This is a genomic window from Bacillus sp. V5-8f (assembly GCF_002863565.1).
In the GTDB taxonomy this organism is placed as follows: Bacteria; Bacillota; Bacilli; order Bacillales; family DSM-1321; genus Peribacillus.
Genome location: NZ_PGUW01000018.1, coordinates 33,606 through 58,987, shown reverse-complemented (window position 1 = coordinate 58,987; position 25,382 = coordinate 33,606). Strand labels below are relative to the sequence as shown.

Genomic DNA, 25,382 nt, shown 5'->3' with positions numbered 1-25,382 from the left:
CGGGGCAGGTTTGTTTAAGAAGATAAGTGAAAGAAGGAGTTTGTAATGAGAGTTAATGAAAAGGAATTTCACGTTCATGATTTACGTTATATCATAAGGTCAGCAAACGAAAATGATGCGAAAAACTTGTCTGAAGTAAGATTGCAAATTGATGGCGAAACAGAAAATATGGATAGAGAAAAAGGTGAAGCATACATAGATGAATTTGGTTTTAAACATAATTAGTTTTCACTATTCAACAAACGGGGGCAAGAGTCAAAGATTGGAATGCAACAGAAAAAGACCAACTCAAAGAATTGGTCCCTAATCTTTTCCGTTTATTCAGTAATGACTTTTTTATCCTTACCCTTAATGATGATTTCATAATGGCCATCGTCTTGCTTTACTTGGTTCCAGATCTCGTCAGTATGGATAAACTCTTCAATCATGGTTCGAAGATCAGCTGCCAGCACTGCTGCTTTCGGGTCGGTACTTGGGAGTTTAATGCCAATGTGGATTTGCATCATCTCGCCCTTTAGACTCTTATAGCCGACACTAGAAACTTTGTATTTTTTGTACATTTTTAATTCGCCCGCTATACCGGAAATCACATTTCCCCACCGCTGGTACTGCTGTTCCTTTGCCAAGTTAAAAATACGACGTTCTATCTTTACGTTGTCCTTGCCGGCTGCTTTCAAAGCATCGGTTAAGTTTTTTTCAATTTCAGCAATTTTTTCGGGGCTTTCTGTATTGGGGAATTCGAGATGAACCGTGTTCTGTCCGCCTCCCCATGATTGCTTGTAATCGTGAAATTTCAGGATCGGCTCAACTATTTGTGCTAGTTCATCCCATTCCTTTTGATTACGGGCATCTTCTTCTTTCCATTCCTGCGAAGGCTCTTTATGTTGTTTTACCTTCACATAATAATCTTCATAAATTGTACCCTTATATTGGTTACTGTTAATTATGTTGAAAGCAGTTTTTTCAACGCCTTCTTTCATTTCCTCTACCTGTTCTTTTGAAGCATCAAGAAAGATATAAACACCTTCCTTGCTGCCACCTACATGTTCGCCCACTTGTTTAACCGGGAATCCTTCTTTTTTAAGGTTCTTTTCAATCTGCTGTACTGGTGTATCAAAGCGATCATAAATAGTACTCAGCGGGGGAATCTTTGAGACCATTTTGGCCATCGTTGGCGATACAAAGCCGGAACCAATGAATAATAGAAAACAGGCTGAGGCAGCCAGCACGGTTGCAGCTGATTTTTTCACTGCACTCCATTGTTTCCTCGTTCTTTTTTCATACTGTCCCCATTCTCTGTCAACCTGATTGATGCGGCTGTCATCAAATTCACCATTTTGATAACGTTGAGGCAGCTTTTTCGTAAAGTTTTCAAGAGACACTGGGACCTGAAGCTGATCCAGATTGGTGTGCTTGTGCATATTCTCTTTATTAGACACCATAGGTTTTTACCTCCAAGGGATATTCGCTGTTTTTTTGCATCATTTCGGCAAGCTTTTTCCTGCCACGGCTAAGTCGGGTTTTAATTGTATTTGTATTTTCATTTAGGATAAGACTGATCTCCTTTACCGAAAACCCCTCATAATAGTAAAGCAGCATCGGCACACTTTGCTCCTCATTTAAACTGGTAATCATCCCGAGCATCTCCTTAGTATTCTCGTTTTGGATGGCTTGCTGCTGTGCGGAGGCAGAATTGAGTGCCGCCAGTGCTTCGGGATTTTCGTCAATATTGCCCGCTTGTTGCCGGGAGTTTTTTCGATAGAGATCGATGGATCGAAGATAAACAAGACGATAAAACCAAGCTTTAAAATTTCGTATCTCTTTATTTCGCATAATACTTATATAGCAGTCTTCCAATGCAGTTTGAACGGCATCCTCTGCCATTTCTTTCGACCGTAGAACCAAATAGGCGGTTTTATAGGCAGATGCTAAAAATTCCTCAACCAGTTGGCTGAATGCCTTCTCATCCCCTAAGCGGATGCGGTTCATCAAATTGATATCATTTTTCAAAATGGGGTACCTCCATTTTCTTTGTTTCTAGTAATAAGTCGTTTTTAGCCACTAGTTTGGTTTCATTTAAAAAAAATTTTTTTCAGAAAGGCTATAATACCATTATCAGAGTACCGGAGTGAAATAATGCTGAATCTAATCAGTAGTAAGTCTATATTCCTCAACTCTGTTAAGCTAACAGGGGAAAGGGTTGCGGACCAGCTTTCATTTATGGCTGCTTTTCTTATTGAACAAACGGGGCAGGTTACTTTAATAACGTGAAATGAGTAAAGAATTAAAATAGAATAAGGATAAACAACAATTAATTGAAATGTGAAAGAATTGGATTATTAAGCTTTTTGTAGAATTTAGTTCAATAAATACGAATTATAATGGAGTGATTCTTTATATGATTGATTTTGAGTGGTATAGAAGTTTTATTTATATATATAAATATAATTCGGTGTCGGAAGCTGCAAAAACCCGCATCATGACTCAACCAGCTATGAGTCAACATTTAGCTTCTTTAGAAGCTGAGGTTGGGGAGCCATTATTTATACGAACTGCAAGGAAAATGGTCCCTACTGAAAGGGGAAAGGAATTATATTCACAGTTGGCTCCTCTTGTTGAATCATTAGAGGCAGCAACATTAAGTTTTAAAAGTGCATCATTACCAACTCTATCTATAATCAGAATTGGTTCAGCAATCGAGAACTTTTATGAAATTATTCTAAATCAGCTTCAAGAATTTAAAACAAATACGGTTTCTTACTTTGGAACTGCCGATGAGCTTTTAGAGTTATTGAAAGAAGGTACAGTTGATATTATTATTACTTCAAAAAAGTTTCAAGCTCCAGGCATTGAATATGTTCCGTTATTTGAAGAGGAATTTGTTATTGTTGCCCCAAAACATTTGGAAATAGAAGAGGGTATTAACAATGAGGAAAAAGAAAAATGGCTTTCGTCGCAAAATTGGATTAGTTATGGGTTAGAATTACCTATTATAAGAAGATTTTGGAGAGAACATTTTAAAAAGCGTCCAATCATGAAACCTATTCATGTAATTCCAAATTTGCACATGATTCTTAAGGCAATTGAAAACGGAGCTGGAATAAGTTTAATTCCAACCTATTTATTAAGAAATTCAATGGATGAAGCAAAATCTAAAATCATATTCGAAGATTTGAAAGTTAAAAACAAACTTCTTATAGCATATCAGACGAAAGATAAACATCTTCCTGAAATTAATGATTTTATCCAAAAAATACGAAATCAATGGTAACTTTGTACTCGTTTTAGTCTATCATCCATATAATTTGGTGATTTTTTTTGTATTTTCATTTAATAATTAAAACATCTATAAATATTTTTATCATTAATATATAAAAACATAATTTGTTTTATATATGGTCGAGTATTAGAATAACGTTTGTAACTAACAAATCTAATTAAACAATTGGATTGGTACAAAATTTATAAACTACATTACTTGTGAGGAGAATTTCAAATGAACGTACAACAACTTGCACACACGTCACCTAAAGCACGACATGGAAACCTGTTTGCGTTAATAGCATTGGCTGTAACGTTTTTCGGCGTTGGGATAACGGAATTTATCAGCATTGGAATCCTACCAGGGGTTGCATCGGAATTTGGTATATCGGTATCTACTGCTGGATTGATTGTTTCTATGTATGCTTTGGGAGTTGCGGTTGGAGGCCCTATTTTGACATCCATGACGGCACAATTTTCGAGGAAAAAGATTCTATTGTCTGTCATTATCTTATTTATTATCGGGCATATCATAACAGCGGCAGCCCCTACATTCAGTATTGTGCTGATAGGACGAGTAATTTCTGCATTCGCCCATGGCGTATTTTTTGCAATAGGTTCAACAGTGGCTGCAAGTCTTGTCCCTGCGGACCGCAGAGCAATGGCAATTGCATTCGTATTTGGCGGGTTTACAGTTGCTACTGCAATAGGTGCTCCATTAGGGACCTATGTCGGTGAACTGTACGGATGGAGATACCCGATTTATGGAATTGCGTTTATAGGTATACTGGCGTTAATCTTAAATGCATTCGCCATTCCAGATCAACTGTCTAAAGCGGGACCGCCGGCATCCTATAAAGATCAACTAAAATTAGTGACAAATGGGAGGATTTTACTGGTCTTGGCAGTTACGGTACTGGGGTATGGTGGAACGTTTGTTACTTTTACGTATCTTTCCCCAATCCTTCAAAAAATTACTGGCTTTAGTGCTGCAACCATAAGTATCATTCTATTTTTGTATGGGATAGCCATTGCTTTTGGAAATGCAATTGGAGGGCGTTTCGGAAACCGAAAACCGCTTATCGCCTTATTTTATATTTTTATCGTTCAAGCAATTATCTTGTTACTCTTCACATTTACCGCTCCGTTTAAAGTGGTTGGTCTTATTACTGTTATAGGTATGGGGTTATTGGCTTTTATGAGTGTTCCAGTTTTGCAGGCATACGTTTTAACGCTTGCGGAGCGTTATGTTCCTAGTGCAGTCGATGTTGCTTCATCACTTAATATTGCTTCGTTCAATGGTGGGATTGCGTTAGGTGCATATGTGGGAGGGATTGTTACGAATACCATTGGAATAAACCACACGCCATGGGTAGCCTCTATCATGGTATTCGGGGGAGTTCTTCTTACGATTGGTAGCATCACTATGGAAAAAAGGAAATGAGGTAAAGAATTAGGTAAAGAATTAGGTAACTAAAAACACTGCTAACTGATAAATAAAATTGCTTTCATTTATGAAATTGTGAATAAATTCACTTAAACTAAAGGGTGCTTGAGTATAAGATCCTAGCTGCTTTTGAAGCAGCTTTTCTTGTTCCACTAAAGGGGCAGTTTACTTAAAGAAGGTTTCCGTAGCAATCGTTATCTTAAAGTGGTCTAGTCTTATCCCGTTCTGTAAAACCAACAATTGTTACGAAAAACCACTTAAACATATACCATTTTTTCTCAATGGTTTATAAAAGGCACGTACCGTATAATAATCAATGGAAAAATCATCTAAGGACGGGGAATCAGAAATTGAGAAAGTATAGAAATCATTTTTTTATCTTTGCATTATTTTTCTTATTGGTTGGATGTACACAGGCTCCGGAAGAAAATCCTGTGAGTGCGTTCGACAAAGCGTTTCCGAAATCAGAAGAGGGAACAAGGAATATGTCTTTTGATATTGTTGATGCGAAATACGTGCCAGAAACAAATAAAATTGAGGTACTCCTACATACCAACCTACCAAAAGGCACTGAAGTAGACGTTACTTTAGTTCCAGTACCTGAAAATGAAAATATTATTCAAGACGTTGCTGTATTAGACAATCTTATCTCTGTGACTGTTGATAAGGACGGTAAGGTAATGACTGAATTTGTTCCGGATGAGGATCGTTTATTTCCGAACGGGAACTATGAAATAGGCTTATCTGTAGAACTCAGCGGTTCAAAAAATAAGGCCTGGGGCGAACTTTTGGGTTCTGAGTATTTATCCGACCTTTATTTAAGTGGGATAGAAGAAGATTTCGGTGGGGCCATTTCAATAAACAGCTACGAAGAATCTGAGCAAATAACCTTAGAATCAAAAACGTTTTTGGTTAGTAACGCCCATACAAAAGAACAGTTTTTAGCAAGCCTCTCCAAGGAAAAAACAATTGAAGAAGAAGAACAAAGACAAGAGGAACAATTAGAGGAATCTGAGGAAGAAGCAGTTGAACAATCGCAACAGCAAATTACAGAAGAAAAAGCAAAAGAAATTATAGCAAATTATTCTATTGGGGAAAATGACACTTTTGACAACGTTGCTTTTGAAAATGGTGAAGTAAAGGCAACGATTGTTTTGGCACCCAATGAACTATTTCCTGCTGAGGATTTGGCAGTTAATTCATATAGTCAATTATCAGATGAATTATTAAACTATGAAGGTTGGCAAATACTAACTATTACTTATGATGGAATAGGGACTATTAGTATGCATCGTAATGAAAAGGAAACTAATGAATTTGGTGATTATTTTCCAACCCTCGAAATTGAAAATAAATTAAATTTATAAAAGCGATACATCAAATTAAGGATCACTTGTAGATAGGTGCGTTGACCCAAGAAGGATTAACCGCCTTTTTTTTGTTGAATTTCTTATTGAACAAACGGGGCAGGATAGTTGAACAAGCAGGATAAATAACATTGTTGTAGTTTAACTAACCATTTTGTTGGTGTGCAGGAGGGATGAAGAAGTATGAAGGTACAAGGAGGGACCATCAAATGGCTTTAATGGTCCTATTCAAGTTTTAATGGAGAAGTTGGCTTAACTTTTCAACATGTCTGCGGTTCGTGTTAATAACTTCTTCAACAATTTTTTTGCTTGTTTCATCTAAATCTCCTTTAACGATTTCCTCTGAATAATGTACTCCATAGTTATCTAATCCTTCTAACGCGAGAGTCCTTATTAAACTAAAGGGTGCGGTTAGTTGAAGAAGCATAATAATAATAAAGGGACAGTACCTGTTTTTTAGGTAATATCCCTTTTACCAATTTATTTTTTTAACCCAGCAGCAAAGAATGGACCATTAACTGTAATGGTCGATAGAATACGAGCCATTTCTTGAGAAGATTCTTTCATGCCACTATTCAACCATTGTTGAATTACCCCTATATGTGCAGACGCAATATAAGAAATTAAGTATTGTCCTGGAACAAGTAAATTTTCCTGTTTGATCATTCCGTTTACATCATTTCCAATTATTGTTTTCCACATAAAATCTTTCAGTCTTGTTTGGAATGATAAATCTCCTTTTGCACCTAAAACAGCTTTCATAAAACCACTGTTTTCATTAAGATACTCAAATATTGAAACTGCAAGAGAAAAGGGTGCTAAAGTTGATGAGTTAGTTTCAATTTCAGCAGCTACATTTGGAAAGTTCTGTTTTGCAATTCTGGACATTTCAAACATTATTTCATCTTCGCATTGAGTCATTAAATCATATTTGTCTTGATAGTGTGCATAAAATGTGCCTCTATTAATTTTTGCTCTAGTTGTGATGTCCTTAACCGTAATGGTATCGAAACCTTTTTCTTCGATTAATTCTACGAGGGCATCTCGGATGGATTCTTTTGTCCGAATGACCCGTAAATCCGTATTACTTTCACGCAAGTTACTTCCTCCCTAACTTTTATCCAACACATTTATAAAAAGTGTTCCGTAACCAACACATCCGATATTTTTGATTATTGAACAGAATAGGATTCAGTTATAAAATTTGAAATATAATAAACAACAGGTTGTTTATTATTATAACAAACAAACAAGGAGGGTAAAATATATGTTCAAAAACAAACTGTTATTAGTTTCGCCCATAATCGCATTAGCAATCATTTTTATTTTTTCACTAACATTATTTCCGTCGGTTCAACCGCAGCCAAAAAATCTGCCTATTGCGATCGTGAATGAGGATGAGGGATTGGATATTCCTAATCAACCAAAGATGAATATGGGTCAAACGATTATTGAAATGATGCAAAAAACTTCAGCAACCACAAAGGACGAAGACCCTGCTGTTAAATGGGTTGAAGTAAAGTCCGAAAAGGAAGTACAAAAAGGGTTGGATAATCAAAAATATTATGCAGCATTGGTCATTCCGAAAGACTTTAGTGCGAAGCAAGCATCATTACGGACACCAGCACCTACTTCACCAGAAGTACAAATATTTATCAATCAGGGAATGAATACGGCTGCATCAACTATGGCAGGACAGGTTTTGAATGGGGTAGTGGACAATATGAACAACACTGTCCGTCAACAACTTCTTGATGGATTTGAAAAGCAAGGAGCAACTATAACGGCGAAACAGGCTGCTAGCCTTGCAGTTCCAATCGCTAAGAAAGTCACAAATGTGAATGAAATCGGAACGGATAGTGCTAACGGAAATTCTCCTATTTCATTATTCCAGCCATTATGGATGGCATGTTTGGCTAGTGCAGCGATTCTCTTTATTGCCATTAGTAAATTGCCGATCAGCACTCGAAAAGAAAGTCTTGTCACAAAGGTAGGGCAAATTGTAATGGGTGGTATTGTAGCACTAGTTATTGGATTCGGATTTACCTGGATAGCAGAGGGAATGGTAGGACTGAATATTCCAGATTACATGGATACAGCCTTATTTTTATCTATTACCTCATTTAGCTTCATACTAATGATTTTAGCTGTACTTTCGTTAGTTGGGATTAAGGGTATTGCAGTCTTTGCCTTATTGCTATTCTTTGGAGCACCTTTACTGGCAATGGCACCTGAAATGATGTCTCCGTTTTATCGGGATTGGATTTACTCTTGGTTGCCAATGCGATTTATGATAGAAGGTCTTCGAAAATTATTCTTCTTTGGTGAAGGATTAACATGGGATACTTCAGTTACTTTCCTTTTCTGGCTTGGATTAGGAAGCATGATTGTCATACTAGGTACTACTTTAAAACGTAATAGATTGAGGGAAGTAGCATCTGATTCTCGAAAAATGTAAACATTAAACAATGCTTGTTTTTCATTTTTTATCCAAAATTTTAGTCATCAGTGGTGTAAAGTGAGATCAATGAATAATGATATACAATTGGTTAGCCTGGGATAAGATTTTATTAGTTAGATTAGCAACCCCAGTACAGAAACCTGCTTCTAAAAAATATGATGAGTAATTACTTTAAGCACAAAGCAAAAAGCCACTAAATTAAATTAGCGGCTTCTTCTGGGCTATTATTTAGACTATCGTCAATAGCTGTTGCGGCATCATCTACAGTTTTATATATTACTGAAGTTTGGTCTTGTATATAAGTCACCTGAAATAAATATGATACTTCAAATAAATTTTCCTTCTTTATGCAACATACTGACAGTATAGGCTTTTGATTTTTTGAAAAGGTATGTGTGATTTCGACATCACCAAAGAAACAAAGTTCTTCTAACAGTTTTACTAAATGGTCTTTGGACATTTGTTAAGTCTCCTTTCCATTACTGAGGGAAGGGACTATGGGAAGTCAAAAAGGACCCAAGTAATATTTATTTAATGTTAATTATTATAACATTATCTGGTTGGATCATCCACCGACAATATTTGTCTTAGGCGAGATAACAGATTGTGAAGAAACAAATTATTGATTCAGGAAGCAGGATATTTTATTCCTGAGGTGAGTACTGTGAAAAAAATATTGCTAAAATTAATATTTATCTTTTTGATATTATATTGGTTATTTTATACATTTGGCATTGTGTTTTTCCTAGGATTACCATTAGTTATTATAGATATTTTTCAGGATGATGCACGTGAATATCTGTGTGGTCCTAATGTTTGTACAGATTCCCAATACATTGGTTATATATTGTGGGTAATAGGGCAAATACTAATGATCATTGTTCCAGCTATATTATTGATTTATTTATTGGTTAGAAGGAGACGAAAAAAAGAAGCAAAATAACGAAGTTCTCCTTTTAAGCCGTTAAATTCATTTGTCACCTCATAGAGTTTTGACAAACTTATAACATGTTTTGAACAACCATCTTCATTAACCTAACTATACAATGCGTGAAAAATAGCGTCCATGAATATAAGGTGGCTTTTTCTTATTTAGCTAACGGGGAAGGTTAGAATACTTTGTCTTATATTCCCGCCCATTTCTGCTACAATGTTTAGGGCCCTTATCTTAAATGGAAAAAAAGGAGAATGACATCAACGTGGATTAGTAAGAAATAGCAAAGCAAAAGAAACAGTATGAGGTGAAAATCTGAAATATACTTGTCCTTGTTGTCGTTATAAAACATTAGATGAACAACCACCAGACACTTACTTTATTTGTTATATCTGATGATGAACGTGAGCGGCTTGTCTAATTTTCCCTTCTCATGGTGAAGCGTTACAGGCAATAAAACAGAACGATTTGACTTATCGGTTGGTGTAAATTAACATAAATTGTCTTTTTATATCCTTACTATTTTTACATTTTATAGGTAATATTCATGTGAATTTGTGATATAGTAACAGGATAAATTCACAAATTAGGAGTACACCCAATGATAATGGATATATATGATCCTGGCTTTATGAAATTCTGTCAGAGTAAATCACCTTCGGAAACTCTTAAGGGAATTCTGGAAGGTAACATTCGAGGTTTAGATAAAATTGCCTTTAAAAACTTATCCCACCGCAATCAATTACCTACTGTGGTAGTGAATGTTTTGTTAGTGTATTTTTTTAACGCTTACAAGAATACCGTATATGACAGGAAAAATTTAGCACGAATCTATGATTACTGGGTACAACAAGAAGTAAAAACTTTTTCTGACGCTTTGGCAATGACTGATATTGACATTACACAACTATTAAAAAATTAACTATTAGTTTCTTGATGTTCAAATAAGGTTCTGAATACATGTAATCTTGCCCGCACTCTTCAAGGTAATTAGGCTTAATATACACACAGAAAACTAGAAAAGAGGGGATGAAGATCCTTCGCTCTTTTCTAGTTCTGTGTTTATCTATAGTTTTTAATCATCATTACGCTTTTCGGCTCGCGCCTTTCCACCCTTTTCACCAATTTCCTGGTAAAATTCTTTATCGTGATTTTCGGCAGTAGCTTCCCCGCCTTTACGCCCGATTTCCTGATAAAATTCTTTTCCATGAGTTTCAGCTGTAGCCTCACCGCCCTTACGTCCAGCTTCTTCTACGGTCATTTTACCGTTCTTTTCTCTATCGTTCTTAGCCATTAATATTCCTCCTTTAGGATTTAATTCTGTCAATGGTACTTCATTTCCCTTATCAAAAAATTCAAAACATTTATTTCTGGTATTTTGTTGGAGCAGGGGTTGATGGGAGGCTGCCTTTCTTGAAATAACGGGTGAAAAGCTACCTGCTAATGTTTCCAAGAAAATGTTGAAAATACATATGTAAAAAATGAGAAGCGACATAAGTCGTTTCTCATTTTTTAGGAGTCTATGCTCGCACGTGAAGCCTTTATGGTGCTATTGAGTAAAAGCACTATGCGCGGATTGGATTACTTCACTCTCTTAGTTGTAATAAAATGACATTCAGCAACACTATTTCGCAGGAAGAACGTTGGTTTCTGAGTTAGATGGATCATTCTTTATGAAATAGGATGTTATGAAAGCTAAGATGCTTCCAGCGAATCCGAAAATGAATAGATGATGAATTCCTTGCATAAAATCGGAACCACTTGTTAATAAGGCACCCATGATGGTAACTCCGATTGCGGTACCCATGTTTCTGCAGAACATAAAAAATGAAGTGGATATTCCTTTTTCATGCCCGCCAACTAATTGTTGGGAGCCAATTAGTCCAACGGTTGACAGCAGGCCAAAGGCTAATCCTTGTACGATCATAATAACAAACACATACCAGAAACCATGATGTTCATTTAGAAGAATCAGTAAAATTCCTGAAACTAGTAACAGGCCGTTCCCAATAATCAACAAGCTGCGGTATCCGTATTTCATGATCCATTTACCGGCAGGGACAGCTACTGCCATCCAGCCGATCGCAACACCGAGAAGGGTAAAGCCACTCAGGAAAAGGGATAGTTCAGCTATGTTTTGTAAGAACAAGGGGATATAGCTGGATGTACCAAATAGGGCTGCCGTTCCAATAAAGGCATTAATATTGATCCATGAAATCGTCTTATTTTTAAACATGGATAAGGGAACAATTGGTGAAGCCTGCTGTTTCTCATAAAAGTAGAAAACGACAATAAAAGCGATTCCAAGCAAGGTATATAAAACTCTATTGTCTTCAACTACGGTATCCAATAGAAGGAACGTAATACCGGCAGCGAAAAGTACGGCGCCAACATAATCCACACTTGCTTTTTTTGGCTGATAATCCTCTTTATAAGGTAATAGTGTAAGGAAGGCGATGATGCATACAGGCAAATTGATCAAGAAGATCCATCTCCATGTCATATACTCGACGAAAAACGCGCCAAGCAAGGGCGCGAGGATAGCTGATAATCCCCACATAGCAGTAAACAGGGCTTGTATTTTTCCTCTTTTTTCGACTGGAAATAAATCGCCGGCAATGATGGCAGGGAACGGCATCATGAACCCTGCTCCAATTCCTTGGACTGCGCGGAAGATTACCAGTTGGACCATATTTGCTGACATCCCGCAAAGAAGTGATCCAAGTAAAAATAAAATAATACCGGTGCCAAATACTCTTTTTCTTCCAAATAAATCAGATAATCTGCCAGCCACCGGTGACAGAATTGTAGTGGTTATCATATATGTAGCGAATGACCATGCGTACAGGTCAAATCTGCCCAGCTCTTCGGCGATGATGGGCATGGTAGTATTCATAATAGTCGTATCGATTGATGCTACCAGCATAGCAAGTACAATACTAATCATTACGGAAGTTCTGCTTTTCATTTGATTTGCTCTCCTTCTTTACATTTAGAGAAGGATTATACCATAATTAAAACAAAAAAGTGGAAAAAATTGCTTGTCATTATAGGGAGTAGGTTCCTTTAAATGACCAGGTGAGTATGGTGATGCTTGATTCTAAGAAGCTGAACAGCTTAGAAGCATCTATTCCAATCGGTGATGGGTTAACTGTTTCAAAAGTAAAGAAATCAAATGACGGAGAAATCCTGGGTACAAGTATATAAGATAGAAACTTTTATGAGGGCATATCAACAAAATCGTAGGTGTGAACATTTATATAAGCACAATCTTTTATTCCCCCAAATTTTTGATATGTGTAAAGAGGATGTTTATTTTGCAACTTAATGACATCATTTATTCTTTTATTTCTCTTTTTTCTTTATATTTTAGACACTGCTTAGCATTTGCATCTCCAGTAGTAGTGGCAAGATGTAAGTATAATATTTTACCGGATGAAAATATTATAATAGTCTTAGGGGTGCAGGAAGTAAATCTAATGAACAGCGATAAGCTAGTGGTAGTTCTTCAATAGAATTACCACTTCTATTTATTTGCTAGCACTAGGTTTTAGGAGTATAAATGCATTTAAGGTAGCGTATGTGAAACGGCAGCTTACGTTTAAGAACAGAATTGTGTGCGGTACCACTTGTATTACAATACTCATAGTCCTGGTGAATGATTGAATCAAGGAAAGCGAAATGGAAAGAGGGTCTTGCCGGATGAAAATTATAATAATTGGTGGTGGGATAGGAGGGTTTACTGCAGCATTAGCACTTCAACCACAACATGAGGTGCATGTGTATGAGAGGTCCCCATCATTCGAACCGCTTGGAACAGGCATAGGGATCGGATCTAATGCATTACAGGCACTTATTGATTTGGGCATTGGGGAAGACGTCAGGAAATTCGGCAACCCGATCAATAGACTTTTGTTCCTGGACGAAAAAGGGGAAACGCTTAATTTTATCAACTTTGGCCACCTCAATAAAAACTTTGGGGTAGAAAACCTGACGATCCACCGTGGACATTTACATCAAATATTATACAGCTATCTGTTCAAACAAAATGTACATTTTAATAAACATTGTCTAAATGTTACGTACCGAAATGATAAAGTATATGCGACGTTTCAGGATGGGGAGGAAGTACACGCAGATTTATTAATTGCAGCGGATGGGATTTCATCAGTGATAAGACAAGCCATCCTTCCGGAAAGCACACCTAAGTATGCAGGTTATACATGCTGGCGAGGGGTTACAGGAAATAATGGATTGGTCAATACAGATACATCCTCTGAGATATGGTCAACTAAAGGAAGATTTGGTTACGCACCGCTCATAGATAACAAACTATACTGGTTTGCCTGCATTAATGCCGAGCAACAAGATGCATATTATCAAAATGTTGGGCCAGAACGGCTTGCCGAAATGTTTAAAGACCATCCTCCGATTGTGAGAAATATGATTTTAAATACCGATTCCGATACTCTATTGCATCATGATATTTCAGATATAAAGCCGCTCTCTCAATTTGTGTTTAACCGGATTGTTTTATTAGGCGATGCTGCCCATGCAACGACACCCAACATGGGGCAAGGAGCTGGACAAGCCATTGAAGACGCAGTTACACTTGCCAATCTTTTAAAGCGTTACGAAGTAAATCAAGCCCTGAACATGTACGAAAAAGAGCGTACGGGACACACCAAAAAAGTCATTCAAATCTCTCGAATGATTGGCAAGGCTTCACAGATACAATCTCCATTTTTAGCCTGGATACGAAATTTTATTTTTCATTTTGTGCCATCCCGACTTCTAATCTGGAGATTGAAGTTTTTGTTTGAACGGAATCTGTCCTAACACTTGTTTCTATGAATCCGAAGTATGGAGGAAATTGCATTGTTGGAGTTTACTATTATTTCTTAACAAAAGATTAATTTTTTATTATAATAAATTAGTATCTTCGGGGGAAGGAGAAATTCCGACGGAGGCAGGATTTGTGTGACTCTCCATTTAAATAGTAATATAATGAGTACCTACAGGTAAATTCGTAACACCTAAGGAGTTGATATGATATGACATGGACTGTTGCAATTTTGATAGTGGTTGGATGTATTTTAAAATTTTTAATGAATCCTCCAAGTGCAGTTGTGGCATGGATTTTAAGTAAATTTGCACTTCACCCAAAACTTAATTCAAAAGATGTTACTATCACATTTAACGGAAAGCAGTTAGAAGAGGAACAGAAAGTTAGATTTACTGACTATTTTAATGAAGCTACCTTTTTGCAAAAATATTATATATTTCCAGGCAATGAAAAATTATTTCTACATCCAGAGACTAATGTTATTCCATTTGTCATCAACGTAAAAAGAAGCAATAATGATGTAAACATTTTTGTATATAGTTACGATGATCACGTTGATGTAGTCAAGCAGAGCAAGAAGAAAGTGGTTTCTTATAGTCTTAGGTCAGATGCTCTGCAAAAAACATCAACTAATGGATTTACTCTAAATGTATTAAAAGAAATGGCTTGAAATATAAGTTAATGACCTATGTTTCCATATTTTAAGATGATTAAAATATAAATGGTTGGCTCTATTGAACTGGGTCCTTGAGTTAAAGACGGGATAGCAGTACCAATCCTTTTTCTATAGAACTAATGGGGAGAGAGAAGTTCAATTAAAGGCCAACTCCACTAGTACAAAAAACAGCCGACTGTATTCAACAGTCGGCCTTTTTAATTAATGACCAATTTATGAACCAAAACCCTCTAAAACAACCTTGCCAATTGCCTTATTGCTCTCCAAAAGCTTGTGGGCTTGACGAAGATTCTCTGCAGATATGGATCCGAGTATGTCAGTGAGCGTTGTCTTCAATTTATGCTGGTCCACAGCATCAGCGATTTGATTAAGCAACCGGTGCTGTTCAATCATATCATCCGTTTCAAAAAGCGCTCGCGTAAACATAAACTCCCATACAAAGGTGACGCTTTTTTGCTTTAGAAGGGTAAGGTCAAGCGGGGAGGTCGGATCATCAATTGCGCATAGAACCCCTTGGGGAGAGATCGCTTCACTGATTCCTTCCCAGTGTTTCTCCAAAGCATTCAAGCAGAAAATGTACGGAATCGTTTCATACCCCATTTGTTGAAGCTGTGGAAGGAGCGGCTCATGATGGTTAATGGTATAGTCGGCGCCCATTGATTTAACCCAATCGACAGTTTCTGGTCTGGAAGCAGTACCGATTACAGTCAGCCCCGCTTGCTTTGCGAGCTGAATCGCAATGGACCCAACACCCCCAGCTGCCCCAATAATAAGTAAGGACTTGCCTTCGTTGTCACCCGGATTCCGTGAAAGCGACATACGTGTAAATAGCGCTTCCCAAGCTGTGATAGAGGTTAAAGGAAGAGCTGCCGCTTCCGCGAAGTTCAAGGAAGCAGGTTTGCGCCCAACGATCCGTTCATCTACCAGATGGTATTCACTGTTTCCTCCTTGCCGTGCAATACTACCAGCATAAAAAACTTCATCCCCCGGACGGAATAACGAGCAGTCAGGGCCCACTTCCTCAACAACTCCTGCAACATCCCAACCTAGAATCTTAGGATTTTCTTCTACTTTGTCTTTAGGAGCCCGTACCTTGGTGTCAACCGGATTAACCGATATGGCTTTGACTTTCACCAAAATATCACGACCGGTCGCTCTCGGTTTCTCTATAACTACATCTACAAGGCTTTCTGGATCTTCAATTGGAAGGTATCGGGTTAGTCCTACTGCCTTCATTGTATCCATAATAAATCACGTCCTTTCAGTGTTAGTATACCCTTTGGAAGGAATGGATTAAAATATTACGTGCTAAGAGGGGGCAATGGTGAATTTGGCCCCAAACCCAATTACAAATTCCAATGATTTTCGCCACTAAAAATGCCTTTGGATAAATTGCCAACATCTTGGATCAATAAAATTGTTTTTCGGATAAATTTACGAGCAATTTGGACAAATAAATGGTCTTTTCGGACAAATTCCCGAGCAATTTGGACAAATAAATATGCTTTTCGGACAAATCCCCATTGATTTTGTACAAAAATGTTTCCTGCAATGATGACGCCATCGGCATAGAAGAGGAATAAAAGGTGAAAAAACGCCCCGGGTGATTAGCATCACTTAGGGCGTTTTTCAATGCGTCAGCTTTTTTCTTCCGATATCCCATGTAGTCGGTCGAAAAAACCATCCTACAAATCATCTATCAAAATATAAGTTGCCTTAACCGGCCCATGTACGCCGACTACCAAATTTAACTCGATATCGGCGGAGTTGCTTGGTCCGGTGATGAAGTTAATACAGGAGGGAACCTGATTACCGCTCAGATGCTTTTCACGTATGATTCGCGCTGCCTGGGTCATACGGGGCACGATCGAACTCTTTGGAATTAAGCAAATAATGGTCTTAGGAAGGAAGCTAACTGTTCTTCCTTTATCCTTGTCACTGAATAAGACAACCGTACCGGATTCGGCAAGTGTAATTTCACTAATCGTGATACCGATATTGGCTTTTTCAGCCTGGCGGATATTTTCATCGCCTTTTTTATAATCCCATTCATAAACGTCAATATTTTGCCGGGGAAGGGTATCTTTAAGTAATGGATCAAGACCCCAATCTGAATACCTTTGGTCTTTCCATGTCACAATCGATTCATTCCCGTAGTCCGCCACCGTTTTTTCAAGGGTTCCGGGCAAGTTTTTTAGATCAGTTATGACTAGACTTGTATGGATTTTTAAACAATGGGTTTTCAGGACTTCGACTAATTCGTCAGTTGTAGCGCCCTGTAGCACTTCGTCTTGGGGCCGGTATTGCCAGGCCCGGGATGGAACTGGCTTGGATAAGCGCTCCCGGCCAAGGCGGCTTGCAATATTGTTTAGAAACGCTTCACGGTTTTGAATGGTGCCTTGCATTATTGGCGGCCCCCTTTTTCTCTATTTTTAAACCAATCTCTGAATCTTTCTTTATTCGGAGCTGGAAATTCCCTGATTTCGGTCCACGCTTTTAATGGCCCCGGCCCTTTTGAAATTTTATCCCCATCTGTAAATGGATTCATGGCTGCAGGCGCAATTTTGGACCCCATCTTGTACAGCATAGGTGAAGCAGCACCTAAACCAAATGCTTTCATCGCTAGTTTTTCGGAGATGGGTGCTCTTCCTTCCCTTTCGACAATGACTTGTCTGTGCTTATGAAGCAGTTCGTGTAAAGGAATTTTTACTGGACAAGCATCCGTACATGCCGCACACAAGGTAGACGCATAAGGCAGTTCTTTATAATCATCATATCCGCCGAGCAATGGAGAGAGTACAGCGCCGATTGGTCCTGAATAGATGGATCCATACGAATGGCCGCCGACGTGGCGGTAGACCGGACACGCATTTACGCAGGCTGCACATCGGATACATTGCAGGACAGATTGGAATTCACTTCCTAAAATATTGGAGCGGCCATTATCAACGATGACGAGATGGAATTCCTCAGGTCCATCCACATCGAATTCTTCCCTTGGACCGGTAAGGACGGTGATATAACTTGTTAACTTTTGTCCAACCGCACTTCTTGTCAAAAGGCTTACAAGTACTTCCATTTCTTCAAAGGTTGGGACAAGGCGTTCCATTCCCATTACAGTAATCTGCGTTTTGGGTAGGGCTGTCACGAGATCTGCATTCCCTTCGTTTGTCACCAAGGTGAATGATCCAGTTTCGGCGACTGCAAAGTTACAGCCAGTAATTCCAACATCGGCTGTAAGAAATTCCTTGCGAAGCATTTCCCGCGCATGCCCAGCGAGTTCCTCAGGCTTAGACGTTTTTTGATAGCCCAGTTTTTCTGTAAAAACATCACGGATTTGCTCTTTATTTTTATGCAATGCTGGAACAACGATGTGAGAGGGAGGCTCATGGTCATCGACCTGAAGGATATATTCCCCCAAATCTGTTTCAATTACCTCACAGCCTGCTTGTTCCAAAGCAGTGTTCAACGATATTTCTTCCGTTACCATAGACTTTGACTTTACAACCTTTTTTGCATCCTTCTTGGCAATTACCTGCTGGATATATTCATTCGCTTCCTCTGCGGTTTGCGCGAAGAAGACATGGCCGCCGCGTTTTGCGACATTTTCGCTAAGCTGTTCTAAATAATAATCCAAATGCTCGAGAACATGTTGGCGAATTTCTTCCCCGTGTGACCGCCAGTCCTCCCAATTCAGTTCGGAAATAACATCTTTTCTGCGGGATCCCATTCTTTCCTGTGCCCCAGCTACAGCGCCCCGCATAAAAGAATCATTGATGCCCTGTTCAACGCGCGTTTTAAAATCGTCAGTCCCGATTTTCATTGTCATAGGAATTCCCTCCATCCTTAAAAATACTAACTTAAGTTTTTCATTGTTACATCAGCGCGAGTTTAACACTTCAGCGATATGCAGCACCTTGATTGGCTTGCCAGTTCGTCCAATACGTCCACCTATATTCATTATGCAGCCAGCGTCAGCCCCAATTAAGTATTCAGCTCCTGTTTCTTCAACATGCAGGACCTTTTCGTCCACCATTTGTTCGGAAATCTGTCCCATTTTAACCGAGAAAGTTCCTCCAAAGCCGCAGCATTGTTCTTTCCCGGGCAGCATTGTAAATTCGAGCCCTTCCACGTTTTCCAATAGAGTCATAGGTGCAGACTTTACACCCAGCAATCTTGTCATATGGCATGAGGTATGGTAGGTAGCTTTGCCCTTGAAACTTGCACCTACATCTTCAATTTTTAAGACATCCACAATAAATTGGGTCAATTCGTAGGTTTTTTCGGCAAGCCTCTTAGCCCTTGGCTCCCATACACTGTCCCCTTTAAAGACATGGGGATATTCTCGGAACATTGCAGCACATGAACCAGATGGCGAAACAACATATTCGGCACTTTCGAATGTCTGGATCATCTTTTTCATGGCTTCTTTCGATTCTTTGACATAGCCGCTATTATAGGCTGGTTGTCCACAACATACTTGGGATTCCGGAAAATCTATCTCGCATCCCAGATGTTCTAATAATTCTACCGTTGCTTTTCCCACATCGCTTTGGAACATATCTACTAAGCATGTTGCAAAAAGAGTAACTTTCATATTTATCTCTCCTTGGATCAATATCATGCATCTGATGAACTGGTCATCAGATGACTTGTACATGTAAATGAATATTCAAAACAATTTTACTATACTTACATCTATGTTGAAAGGGGTTACATTTTTCTTATAAAAAACTTCGGTAAGAAATGGGAGGTCATTTATCCATTTTTGTTGTTTTGAAATAATTGGTAAGGACCTTTTCTACATTCTCGATATGCTCAAGCATGATGGTTCTTGCTTTTTCTCCATCTTGCGACTTAATAGCATGATAGATGGCTAGATGTTCTTCATATAGCCTGTCAGTGGTTGTTTGTTTAGAATACAGCCATAGGCGGCGCGTTTCTTTCATCGTTTCTCCCATCAACCCAGCGACATGATTCATGAGGTTGATCAACAACGGATTTTGTGAGCCTTCTGCAATCGCAAAATGAAAGGCAAGGTCTGCTTTTTCTCCGAGTTCTTCGTTTCCGTTCATAAGCCTCATTTGTTCCAGTGCCTCTTCCATTGCCAAAAGCTGGGCGTAGGTTCTTTTTTGCGCTGCCGAATACGCGGTACCGGTTTCTAAGATTTTTCTGACCTCTAAAAGGTGGGAGATGTCTTCCTTATTCATCAAAATCGCGGTGGACAAGGGCAATGCAATTTGTTCAGTTTCAAATTCTTTGATGTAGGTGCCTTCGCCTTGCCTGATTTCGATAAGTCCCATTGCCTTTAATGCTGTTAATGCTTCCCTAATGGCAGAGCGGCCCACGTGAAAAATTTCTGCCAGCTGCTGAACGGAATGTAGTTTTTGTCCGGGTTCCAGTTTTCCTGTCCTGATCATGTCATATATCGTTTCAGCGACTTCTTCATATTTTTTCTTTGGCTCGATTTTTTTATATTCCAAGGTTTAAGCCTCCACACCAACTTTTTAGAAAATTTAAATACCATTATACATATAATTACAAAATAGTCGAATATTCTTTTAAGGATTGTCGAGAACAATCGAAATGAAAAAAATATTCAAACAATTCGACAAATATAGTTGTAAATTCGATGAAAGCTTACTATAATTTCTCATATACATGGTTAATGACCCGGTCATCAGATGACCTTACTTCTTTTTGTAAGCGATTACTGTTTGAGTGGGTTGCCATTTAGAGTTATGTTGGGAGCAATTTAATCAGTCAATCAAAGGGGGAACATTCATGTCATTTCATCAAAATTTTACAGCGGTAGGAGACAACCTGGCTCTCTCCGCAATTGTTGCTTTGATTCCTATTTTGTATTTCTTTTGGGCCATGGCAATCAAACGCATGAAGGGTCATATTGCCGGTCTTACCACTCTTGGTGTCGCCTTGCTGGTGGCCGTACTGGCGTTTAAAATGCCAGCAGGGATGGCGGTTATGTCGGCTACACAAGGTGCCGTTTACGGTATATTGCCAATTGGCTGGATCATTATTACTTCTGTGTTTTTATATAAGTTAACCGTGAAAACGGGGCAGTTCGACATTATCCGTAACTCTGTGTTATCCATAACAGAAGACCGTCGTATCCAAGCATTATTGATTGCGTTTTCATTTGGGGCATTCCTGGAAGGAGCAGCTGGATTCGGTGCCCCGGTTGCCATTTCCGCTGCGCTTTTGGTTGGTCTCGGTTTCAATCCGTTATATGCTGCGGGGCTTTGCCTGATCGCTAATACTGCACCTGTTGCATTCGGTGCAATCGGTATACCGATCATAGCAGTAGAGGGGCCAACAGGAATCCCGGCAATGGAAATTTCAAAGATGGTCGGGCGCCAGCTTCCATTTCTTTCTGTATTTATACCATTCTATTTAATCGTAATCATGGCGGGCTTTAAAAAAGCACTGGAAATCATGCCGGCTATTCTTGTTTCAGGAGTTTCTTTTGCCCTTACACAGTATCTATCTTCCAACTTCATAGGGCCTGAACTTCCGGACGTTTTATCTGCGCTTGTATCCCTTTTCGCAATGGTTATTTTCCTTAAATTCTGGAAGCCGAAAACCATCTATCGTTTCCCGGCTGAACAGGAAATGGCTGCAACTGTGGCTGTGGGTTCTGTAACAAGCAAACAGCATCACCATACTGGTGGAGAAATTTTCAAAGCCTGGTCTCCATTTCTTGTACTTACAGGAGCCATTTCACTATGGGGAATTCCGACACTTAAATTGGCTTTGACAGGGCATTATGAAGGTACAAATGCGATTTTAACAGCGATCAACTCAGTTGGACATGCACTTACATTCGCTCCGGAGGTCCCGTTCCTGAATAATAAAGTATTTAATTCTGCGGGTGACCCTATTGCAGCTATTTACAAACTAGAAATACTTGGTGCTGCCGGAACGGCTATCTTGATCGCAACAATCATCACTAAGTTCATCGTAGGAATTTCCTGGAAAGATTGGGTAATCACATTTGGGGAGACTCTAAACGAATTAAAGTATCCAATTCTTACAATCGGTTCTGTAGTTGGTTTTGCCTATGTTACGAACTCATCAGGAATGAGTACAACGCTTGGAATGACGTTGGCGAAAACCGGAGCGATTCTGTTCCCGTTCTTTTCTCCATTCCTCGGCTGGCTCGGTGTTTTCATTACAGGATCAGATACATCCGCCAACCTTTTATTCGGAAACTTACAAAAGATTACGGCAACATCAATTGGGATGGATCCAGTTCTTGCAGTGGCGGCCAACTCCTCAGGAGGCGTAGCCGGAAAAATGATTTCTCCGCAATCCATTGCAGTGGCGTGTGCGGCTGTAGGACTTGCAGGAAAAGAGTCGGATTTATTCCGCTTCACAATTAAGCATAGTCTTTTCCTTGTCACTTTGGTAGGAATCATCACGTTCCTGCAAAACACAGTTTTCTCTTGGATGATTCCTTAACATAGGACAGGTTTATCTAGATTCATAGATTATTAATTTCTTATCTGTTGTCCAATAGGATAGCTGTCAGTGCAAAAAGTAATTAGAAATGAGTGAAGAGTATTGCTAACAAACATAGTAAAGGAAAAAATGATTGCTATTGTAACGAACGAAAACTTCGATGATTCAAAAACAGGGCGTCTCGTATATTCGTACGACTCCACTCCGAATTTTCAGGCGCTTCCGGATGCCGTCATCAGCCCTAGAAATACGGCGGAGGTAGCGGAAATCGTCAAGGTTTGTAATGAGCACGGAGTTCCTATTGTGCCGCGGGGATCGGGTACCAACCTTTGTGGAGGTACCTGTCCGCTCGAAGGCGGGATCGTCCTTCTGTTTAAGCATATGAACAAAATTCTTGAACTCGATGAAGAAAATTTAACGATAACCGTCCAGCCCGGGGTTATCACATTTGATGTCATTACTGCTGCCGAAGCGAAAGGCTTGTTTTACCCGCCAGATCCTGGTTCTATGAAAATTTCCACGATTGGCGGAAACATTAATGAAAATTCAGGCGGGCTGCGCGGTTTGAAGTATGGTGTAACACGGGACTATGTACTCGCACTTGAGATTGTCCTTCCGAATGGGGAAGTCATCCGCACAGGCGGAAAGCTTGCAAAGGATGTAGCTGGCTATGATTTTACCCGTCTCTACGTTGGTTCAGAAGGGACGCTTGGAATCGTTACCGAGGCGACCTTAAAGCTCATTCCTATTCCTGAAACGAAAAAAACAATGCTTGCTTTATATCAAGACCTGGAAGCGGCAGCGAAATCTGTTTCCAAAATTATTGCCAATAAAATTATCCCAGCTACCCTTGAATTTCTTGATCAGCCAACATTGAGGGTAGTGGAAGACTATGCCCGTATCGGATTGCCAACAGAAGCGAAAGCCGTTTTGCTAATCGAACAGGATGGCCCTCCCGAAGTGGTGGAACGCGATATCGCCTTAATTTCGGAAATTTGCAGGCAGGAAAATGCAGTTTCCGTTCAAATTGCCCAGTCTGAGGCAGAGGCAGAGGCTTTAAGGACAGCCCGCCGTACCGCTTTGTCCGCCCTTGCACGTTTAAAGCCGACGACCATTTTGGAGGACGCGACCGTACCAAGGTCCGAAATTGCGAAAATGGTGAATGCAATTAATGAAATTGCTGCTAAATACCAGCTGGATATTTGTACATTCGGACATGCCGGGGACGGTAACCTCCATCCGACCTGCCCAACAGATGCCCGGAACCATGAGGAAATGGAACGCGTCGAGAAAGCATTTGCCGAAATTTTTGAAAAGGCGATTGAACTTGGAGGTACCATTACCGGTGAGCATGGAGTCGGTGTGATGAAAGCACCTTATCTGGAATGGAAGCTTGGAGAGGCTGGCATTGCAGCGATGAAGGCAGTGAAAAATGCCCTGGACCCTAACAACATCATGAACCCTGGAAAGGTATTCGCGGAGGAAAGCAGAAAACGGGTGGTGGTCGCAAAATGACAACATTACAAGAACAGCAAAAGATACAAACAGAATTCAGTGAGCGAATGGATAAAGATGAACTGTTAAATTGTATGAGATGCGGGTTTTGCTTGCCTTCCTGTCCTACGTATATTGAATCAGGTTATAAGGAATCTCATTCACCGCGTGGCAGAATCGCCTTAATGAAGGCAGTGGTGGACGGTCTTATAGAACCGGATGAGGACTTCGAAAGATCCCTGGATCTGTGCCTTGGATGCCGGGCTTGTGAACCTGTTTGTCCTTCAGGTGTAAATTACGGACATCTACTGGAGGAAGCAAGGGACATCGTTAACCAAAACAAAAAGCATTCATTGCCGGAAAAAATAGTAAGGAAGGCCGTATTTGATGGATTATTTCCACATCAAAACCGGATGAAAGGCCTGACAGGAATGCTCGGATTGTACCAGCGATCTGGCCTGCAGACAGTGGCAAGAAGGACCGGAGTAATGAAGCTTCTTCCAGATAACCTTGCTGCAATGGAAAAAGTCCTGCCTAAGGTTCCGACCAGAAAGGAAATGAATAACCGTCCTGAGCATTTGCCATCTATAGGAAAACAAACCAGCAGGGTGGCTTTCTTCAGCGGCTGCCTGATGGATACCGTTTTCCTTGAAACCAATAATGCAACGATGAAGCTTCTTCAGCTGGCTGGCTGTGAAATTGTGATACCAAAGGATCAGGCATGCTGCGGCGCTCTCCATGGACACAGTGGGGAAAAGCAGAGTGCAAAAGAGCTAGCCAAAAGGAATATAAGAGCGTTCGATGACTTAGATGTTGACTTCATTATTACAAATGCCGGAGGATGCGGAGCGTTCTTGGTTGATTATGACCACCTGCTAAAAGATGATCCTATCTGGAAAGAGCGTGCCATTGCTTTTAAAGAAAAAATAAAGGACATTTCAGAAGTCCTTGTGGCTACAAAATTTCATGAAAAGGTAAAACTTGAACTTCCTCAACAGGTCATTACTTATCAGGACTCCTGTCACTTAAGAAATGTAATGAAAACATCATCTGCGCCACGGCTGCTGATTCAGGCAATCAAGGGTGTAGAATTCAGAGAAATGAAAAATGCAGACCGTTGCTGCGGCTCTGCTGGAATTTACAATATTATCGAATCTGAAATGTCGATGAAAATACTCGACTCTAAGATGGAAATGGCAAAGGCCACTCATGCTACCACAATTGTGACAGCCAATCCAGGTTGCCTGCTTCAAGTGAAACTGGGCATTGAACGGGAAGGTCTCTCTTCTACCATGAGAGGAGTTCATATTGTTGACCTGCTAATGGAGGCTGTGAAAGAGCCAGCGGTGGTTTAGGAATGTACCCGCGCATTAGAAAAAATATTTAATACGAGCGGAATAAGTGTAATGATTGTGAA

General features: G+C 39.5%; 23 protein-coding genes and 1 pseudogene. 13 read left to right on the top strand and 11 right to left on the bottom strand.

The window, feature by feature from the left end; translation table 11 throughout:
* Positions 1 to 45 precede the first annotated feature (45 nt).
* A pseudogene (locus tag CUU64_RS16765) lies at positions 46 to 216 on the top strand (GNAT family N-acetyltransferase); the annotation flags it as partial.
* Positions 217 to 317: 101 nt separating this feature from the next.
* Here the strand turns inward: CUU64_RS16765 and CUU64_RS16760 are convergent.
* Positions 318 to 1,442 carry a DUF4179 domain-containing protein gene (locus CUU64_RS16760; RefSeq protein WP_101634780.1) on the bottom strand — a complete coding sequence of 375 codons (1,125 nt, stop codon included), beginning with the start codon at positions 1,440 to 1,442 and terminating at the stop codon, positions 318 to 320.
* Positions 1,432 to 2,010: an RNA polymerase sigma factor gene (locus CUU64_RS16755; protein ID WP_101634779.1), complete on the bottom strand. Its 579-nt coding sequence runs from the start codon at positions 2,008 to 2,010 to the stop codon at positions 1,432 to 1,434. The genes CUU64_RS16760 and CUU64_RS16755 overlap by 11 nt, the downstream gene beginning before the upstream one ends.
* A gap of 126 nt (positions 2,011 to 2,136) precedes the next feature.
* Between CUU64_RS16755 and CUU64_RS22725 the strand changes: the two genes are divergently transcribed.
* The 4 genes from CUU64_RS22725 to CUU64_RS16740 all read left to right on the top strand — a co-directional run bounded on the left by CUU64_RS22725 (position 2,137) and on the right by CUU64_RS16740 (position 6,075).
* A complete protein-coding gene (locus tag CUU64_RS22725) occupies positions 2,137 to 2,271 on the top strand; it encodes a hypothetical protein (RefSeq protein WP_257985557.1) in 135 nt (44 codons plus the stop codon).
* Between the two features lie 127 nt (positions 2,272 to 2,398).
* Positions 2,399 to 3,271, top strand: coding sequence for a LysR family transcriptional regulator (locus CUU64_RS16750; RefSeq protein ID WP_101634778.1), 873 nt, complete (start codon positions 2,399 to 2,401; stop codon positions 3,269 to 3,271).
* A gap of 225 nt (positions 3,272 to 3,496) precedes the next feature.
* The gene (locus tag CUU64_RS16745) at positions 3,497 to 4,705 is read left to right on the top strand and encodes an MFS transporter (RefSeq protein ID WP_101634777.1); all 1,209 of its coding nucleotides are present in this window, start codon (positions 3,497 to 3,499) and stop codon (positions 4,703 to 4,705) included.
* A gap of 353 nt (positions 4,706 to 5,058) precedes the next feature.
* Positions 5,059 to 6,075 (top strand): hypothetical protein, encoded by a 1,017-nt coding sequence (locus tag CUU64_RS16740; RefSeq protein WP_101634775.1) that lies wholly within the window; start codon positions 5,059 to 5,061, stop codon positions 6,073 to 6,075.
* 480 nt (positions 6,076 to 6,555) lie between these two features.
* On the opposite strand, the gene CUU64_RS16735 is transcribed toward CUU64_RS16740, so the two are convergent.
* Positions 6,556 to 7,173, bottom strand: coding sequence for a TetR/AcrR family transcriptional regulator (locus CUU64_RS16735; RefSeq protein ID WP_101634774.1), 618 nt, complete (start codon positions 7,171 to 7,173; stop codon positions 6,556 to 6,558).
* Positions 7,174 to 7,342: 169 nt separating this feature from the next.
* On the opposite strand from CUU64_RS16735, the gene CUU64_RS16730 reads away from it, so the two are divergent.
* The gene (locus CUU64_RS16730; RefSeq protein WP_101634773.1) at positions 7,343 to 8,533 is read left to right on the top strand and encodes a YhgE/Pip domain-containing protein; all 1,191 of its coding nucleotides are present in this window, start codon (positions 7,343 to 7,345) and stop codon (positions 8,531 to 8,533) included.
* Positions 8,534 to 8,729: 196 nt separating this feature from the next.
* Here the strand turns inward: CUU64_RS16730 and CUU64_RS16725 are convergent, their stop codons facing one another.
* Entirely contained in the window at positions 8,730 to 8,996 is a 267-nt protein-coding gene (locus tag CUU64_RS16725) for a hypothetical protein (RefSeq protein ID WP_101634772.1), read from the bottom strand.
* Positions 8,997 to 9,158: 162 nt separating this feature from the next.
* Here CUU64_RS16725 and CUU64_RS16720 point away from each other — a divergent pair, with 162 nt between their 5' ends.
* Both CUU64_RS16720 and CUU64_RS16715 read left to right on the top strand, forming a co-directional pair.
* Positions 9,159 to 9,479, top strand: coding sequence for a hypothetical protein (locus CUU64_RS16720; protein ID WP_101634771.1), 321 nt, complete (start codon positions 9,159 to 9,161; stop codon positions 9,477 to 9,479).
* A gap of 592 nt (positions 9,480 to 10,071) precedes the next feature.
* Positions 10,072 to 10,392 (top strand): hypothetical protein, encoded by a 321-nt coding sequence (locus CUU64_RS16715; protein ID WP_101634770.1) that lies wholly within the window; start codon positions 10,072 to 10,074, stop codon positions 10,390 to 10,392.
* A gap of 153 nt (positions 10,393 to 10,545) precedes the next feature.
* Here CUU64_RS16715 and CUU64_RS16710 read toward each other — a convergent pair whose 3' ends face one another.
* Positions 10,546 to 10,764, bottom strand: a complete 219-nt coding sequence (locus CUU64_RS16710; RefSeq protein WP_101634859.1) for a KGG domain-containing protein — start codon at positions 10,762 to 10,764, stop codon at positions 10,546 to 10,548.
* Between the two features lie 330 nt (positions 10,765 to 11,094).
* The gene (locus CUU64_RS16705; RefSeq protein ID WP_101634769.1) at positions 11,095 to 12,438 is read right to left on the bottom strand and encodes an MFS transporter; all 1,344 of its coding nucleotides are present in this window, start codon (positions 12,436 to 12,438) and stop codon (positions 11,095 to 11,097) included.
* Positions 12,439 to 13,172: 734 nt separating this feature from the next.
* Here CUU64_RS16705 and CUU64_RS16695 point away from each other — a divergent pair.
* Positions 13,173 to 14,309: an FAD-dependent monooxygenase gene (locus CUU64_RS16695; protein WP_180954648.1), complete on the top strand. Its 1,137-nt coding sequence runs from the start codon at positions 13,173 to 13,175 to the stop codon at positions 14,307 to 14,309.
* Positions 14,310 to 14,524: 215 nt separating this feature from the next.
* Entirely contained in the window at positions 14,525 to 14,986 is a 462-nt protein-coding gene (locus CUU64_RS16690) for a YfmQ family protein (RefSeq protein ID WP_101634766.1), read from the top strand.
* Positions 14,987 to 15,205: 219 nt separating this feature from the next.
* On the opposite strand, the gene CUU64_RS16685 is transcribed toward CUU64_RS16690, so the two are convergent.
* From CUU64_RS16685 to CUU64_RS16660, 5 genes are all read right to left on the bottom strand, one after another.
* Positions 15,206 to 16,237: a zinc-binding alcohol dehydrogenase family protein gene (locus CUU64_RS16685; RefSeq protein ID WP_101634765.1), complete on the bottom strand. Its 1,032-nt coding sequence runs from the start codon at positions 16,235 to 16,237 to the stop codon at positions 15,206 to 15,208.
* A gap of 440 nt (positions 16,238 to 16,677) precedes the next feature.
* A complete protein-coding gene (locus CUU64_RS16675) occupies positions 16,678 to 17,397 on the bottom strand; it encodes a LutC/YkgG family protein (RefSeq protein WP_101634763.1) in 720 nt (239 codons plus the stop codon).
* Positions 17,397 to 18,821 carry a LutB/LldF family L-lactate oxidation iron-sulfur protein gene (locus CUU64_RS16670; RefSeq protein WP_101634762.1) on the bottom strand — a complete coding sequence of 475 codons (1,425 nt, stop codon included), beginning with the start codon at positions 18,819 to 18,821 and terminating at the stop codon, positions 17,397 to 17,399. The genes CUU64_RS16675 and CUU64_RS16670 overlap by 1 nt, the downstream gene beginning before the upstream one ends.
* 51 nt (positions 18,822 to 18,872) lie before the next feature.
* Complete coding sequence (locus tag CUU64_RS16665; protein WP_101634761.1) at positions 18,873 to 19,589, bottom strand: (Fe-S)-binding protein; 717 nt, start codon at positions 19,587 to 19,589, stop codon at positions 18,873 to 18,875.
* 157 nt (positions 19,590 to 19,746) lie between these two features.
* The gene (locus tag CUU64_RS16660; protein WP_101634760.1) at positions 19,747 to 20,475 is read right to left on the bottom strand and encodes a FadR/GntR family transcriptional regulator; all 729 of its coding nucleotides are present in this window, start codon (positions 20,473 to 20,475) and stop codon (positions 19,747 to 19,749) included.
* Between the two features lie 301 nt (positions 20,476 to 20,776).
* Here CUU64_RS16660 and CUU64_RS16655 point away from each other — a divergent pair, with 301 nt between their 5' ends.
* The 3 genes from CUU64_RS16655 to CUU64_RS16645 all read left to right on the top strand — a co-directional run bounded on the left by CUU64_RS16655 (position 20,777) and on the right by CUU64_RS16645 (position 25,320).
* On the top strand, positions 20,777 to 22,471 hold the full coding sequence (locus CUU64_RS16655) for an L-lactate permease (RefSeq protein WP_101634759.1): 1,695 nt from the start codon (positions 20,777 to 20,779) through the stop codon (positions 22,469 to 22,471).
* A gap of 102 nt (positions 22,472 to 22,573) precedes the next feature.
* Positions 22,574 to 23,986: a glycolate oxidase subunit GlcD gene (glcD, locus tag CUU64_RS16650; protein WP_101634758.1), complete on the top strand. Its 1,413-nt coding sequence runs from the start codon at positions 22,574 to 22,576 to the stop codon at positions 23,984 to 23,986.
* The gene (locus CUU64_RS16645) at positions 23,983 to 25,320 is read left to right on the top strand and encodes a (Fe-S)-binding protein (protein WP_101634757.1); all 1,338 of its coding nucleotides are present in this window, start codon (positions 23,983 to 23,985) and stop codon (positions 25,318 to 25,320) included. The genes glcD and CUU64_RS16645 overlap by 4 nt, the downstream gene beginning before the upstream one ends.
* Positions 25,321 to 25,382 lie beyond the last annotated feature (62 nt).

Excerpts from the sequence above, each read along its gene's own strand:
- CUU64_RS16760 (WP_101634780.1), bottom strand. The coding sequence starts at position 1,442 with ATGGTGTCTAATAAAGAGAATATGCACAAGCACACCAATCTGGATCAG.
- CUU64_RS22725 (WP_257985557.1), top strand. The coding sequence starts at position 2,137 with ATGCTGAATCTAATCAGTAGTAAGTCTATATTCCTCAACTCTGTTAAG.
- CUU64_RS16750 (WP_101634778.1), top strand. The coding sequence starts at position 2,399 with ATGATTGATTTTGAGTGGTATAGAAGTTTTATTTATATATATAAATAT.
- CUU64_RS16745 (WP_101634777.1), top strand. The coding sequence starts at position 3,497 with ATGAACGTACAACAACTTGCACACACGTCACCTAAAGCACGACATGGA.
- CUU64_RS16730 (WP_101634773.1), top strand. The coding sequence starts at position 7,343 with ATGTTCAAAAACAAACTGTTATTAGTTTCGCCCATAATCGCATTAGCA.
- CUU64_RS16725 (WP_101634772.1), bottom strand. The coding sequence starts at position 8,996 with ATGTCCAAAGACCATTTAGTAAAACTGTTAGAAGAACTTTGTTTCTTT.
- CUU64_RS16715 (WP_101634770.1), top strand. The coding sequence starts at position 10,072 with ATGATAATGGATATATATGATCCTGGCTTTATGAAATTCTGTCAGAGT.
- CUU64_RS16710 (WP_101634859.1), bottom strand. The coding sequence starts at position 10,764 with ATGGCTAAGAACGATAGAGAAAAGAACGGTAAAATGACCGTAGAAGAA.
- CUU64_RS16705 (WP_101634769.1), bottom strand. The coding sequence starts at position 12,438 with ATGAAAAGCAGAACTTCCGTAATGATTAGTATTGTACTTGCTATGCTG.
- CUU64_RS16695 (WP_180954648.1), top strand. The coding sequence starts at position 13,173 with ATGAAAATTATAATAATTGGTGGTGGGATAGGAGGGTTTACTGCAGCA.
- CUU64_RS16690 (WP_101634766.1), top strand. The coding sequence starts at position 14,525 with ATGACATGGACTGTTGCAATTTTGATAGTGGTTGGATGTATTTTAAAA.
- CUU64_RS16685 (WP_101634765.1), bottom strand. The coding sequence starts at position 16,237 with ATGGATACAATGAAGGCAGTAGGACTAACCCGATACCTTCCAATTGAA.
- CUU64_RS16675 (WP_101634763.1), bottom strand. The coding sequence starts at position 17,397 with ATGCAAGGCACCATTCAAAACCGTGAAGCGTTTCTAAACAATATTGCA.
- CUU64_RS16670 (WP_101634762.1), bottom strand. The coding sequence starts at position 18,821 with ATGACAATGAAAATCGGGACTGACGATTTTAAAACGCGCGTTGAACAG.
- CUU64_RS16665 (WP_101634761.1), bottom strand. The coding sequence starts at position 19,589 with ATGAAAGTTACTCTTTTTGCAACATGCTTAGTAGATATGTTCCAAAGC.
- CUU64_RS16655 (WP_101634759.1), top strand. The coding sequence starts at position 20,777 with ATGTCATTTCATCAAAATTTTACAGCGGTAGGAGACAACCTGGCTCTC.
- CUU64_RS16645 (WP_101634757.1), top strand. The coding sequence starts at position 23,983 with ATGACAACATTACAAGAACAGCAAAAGATACAAACAGAATTCAGTGAG.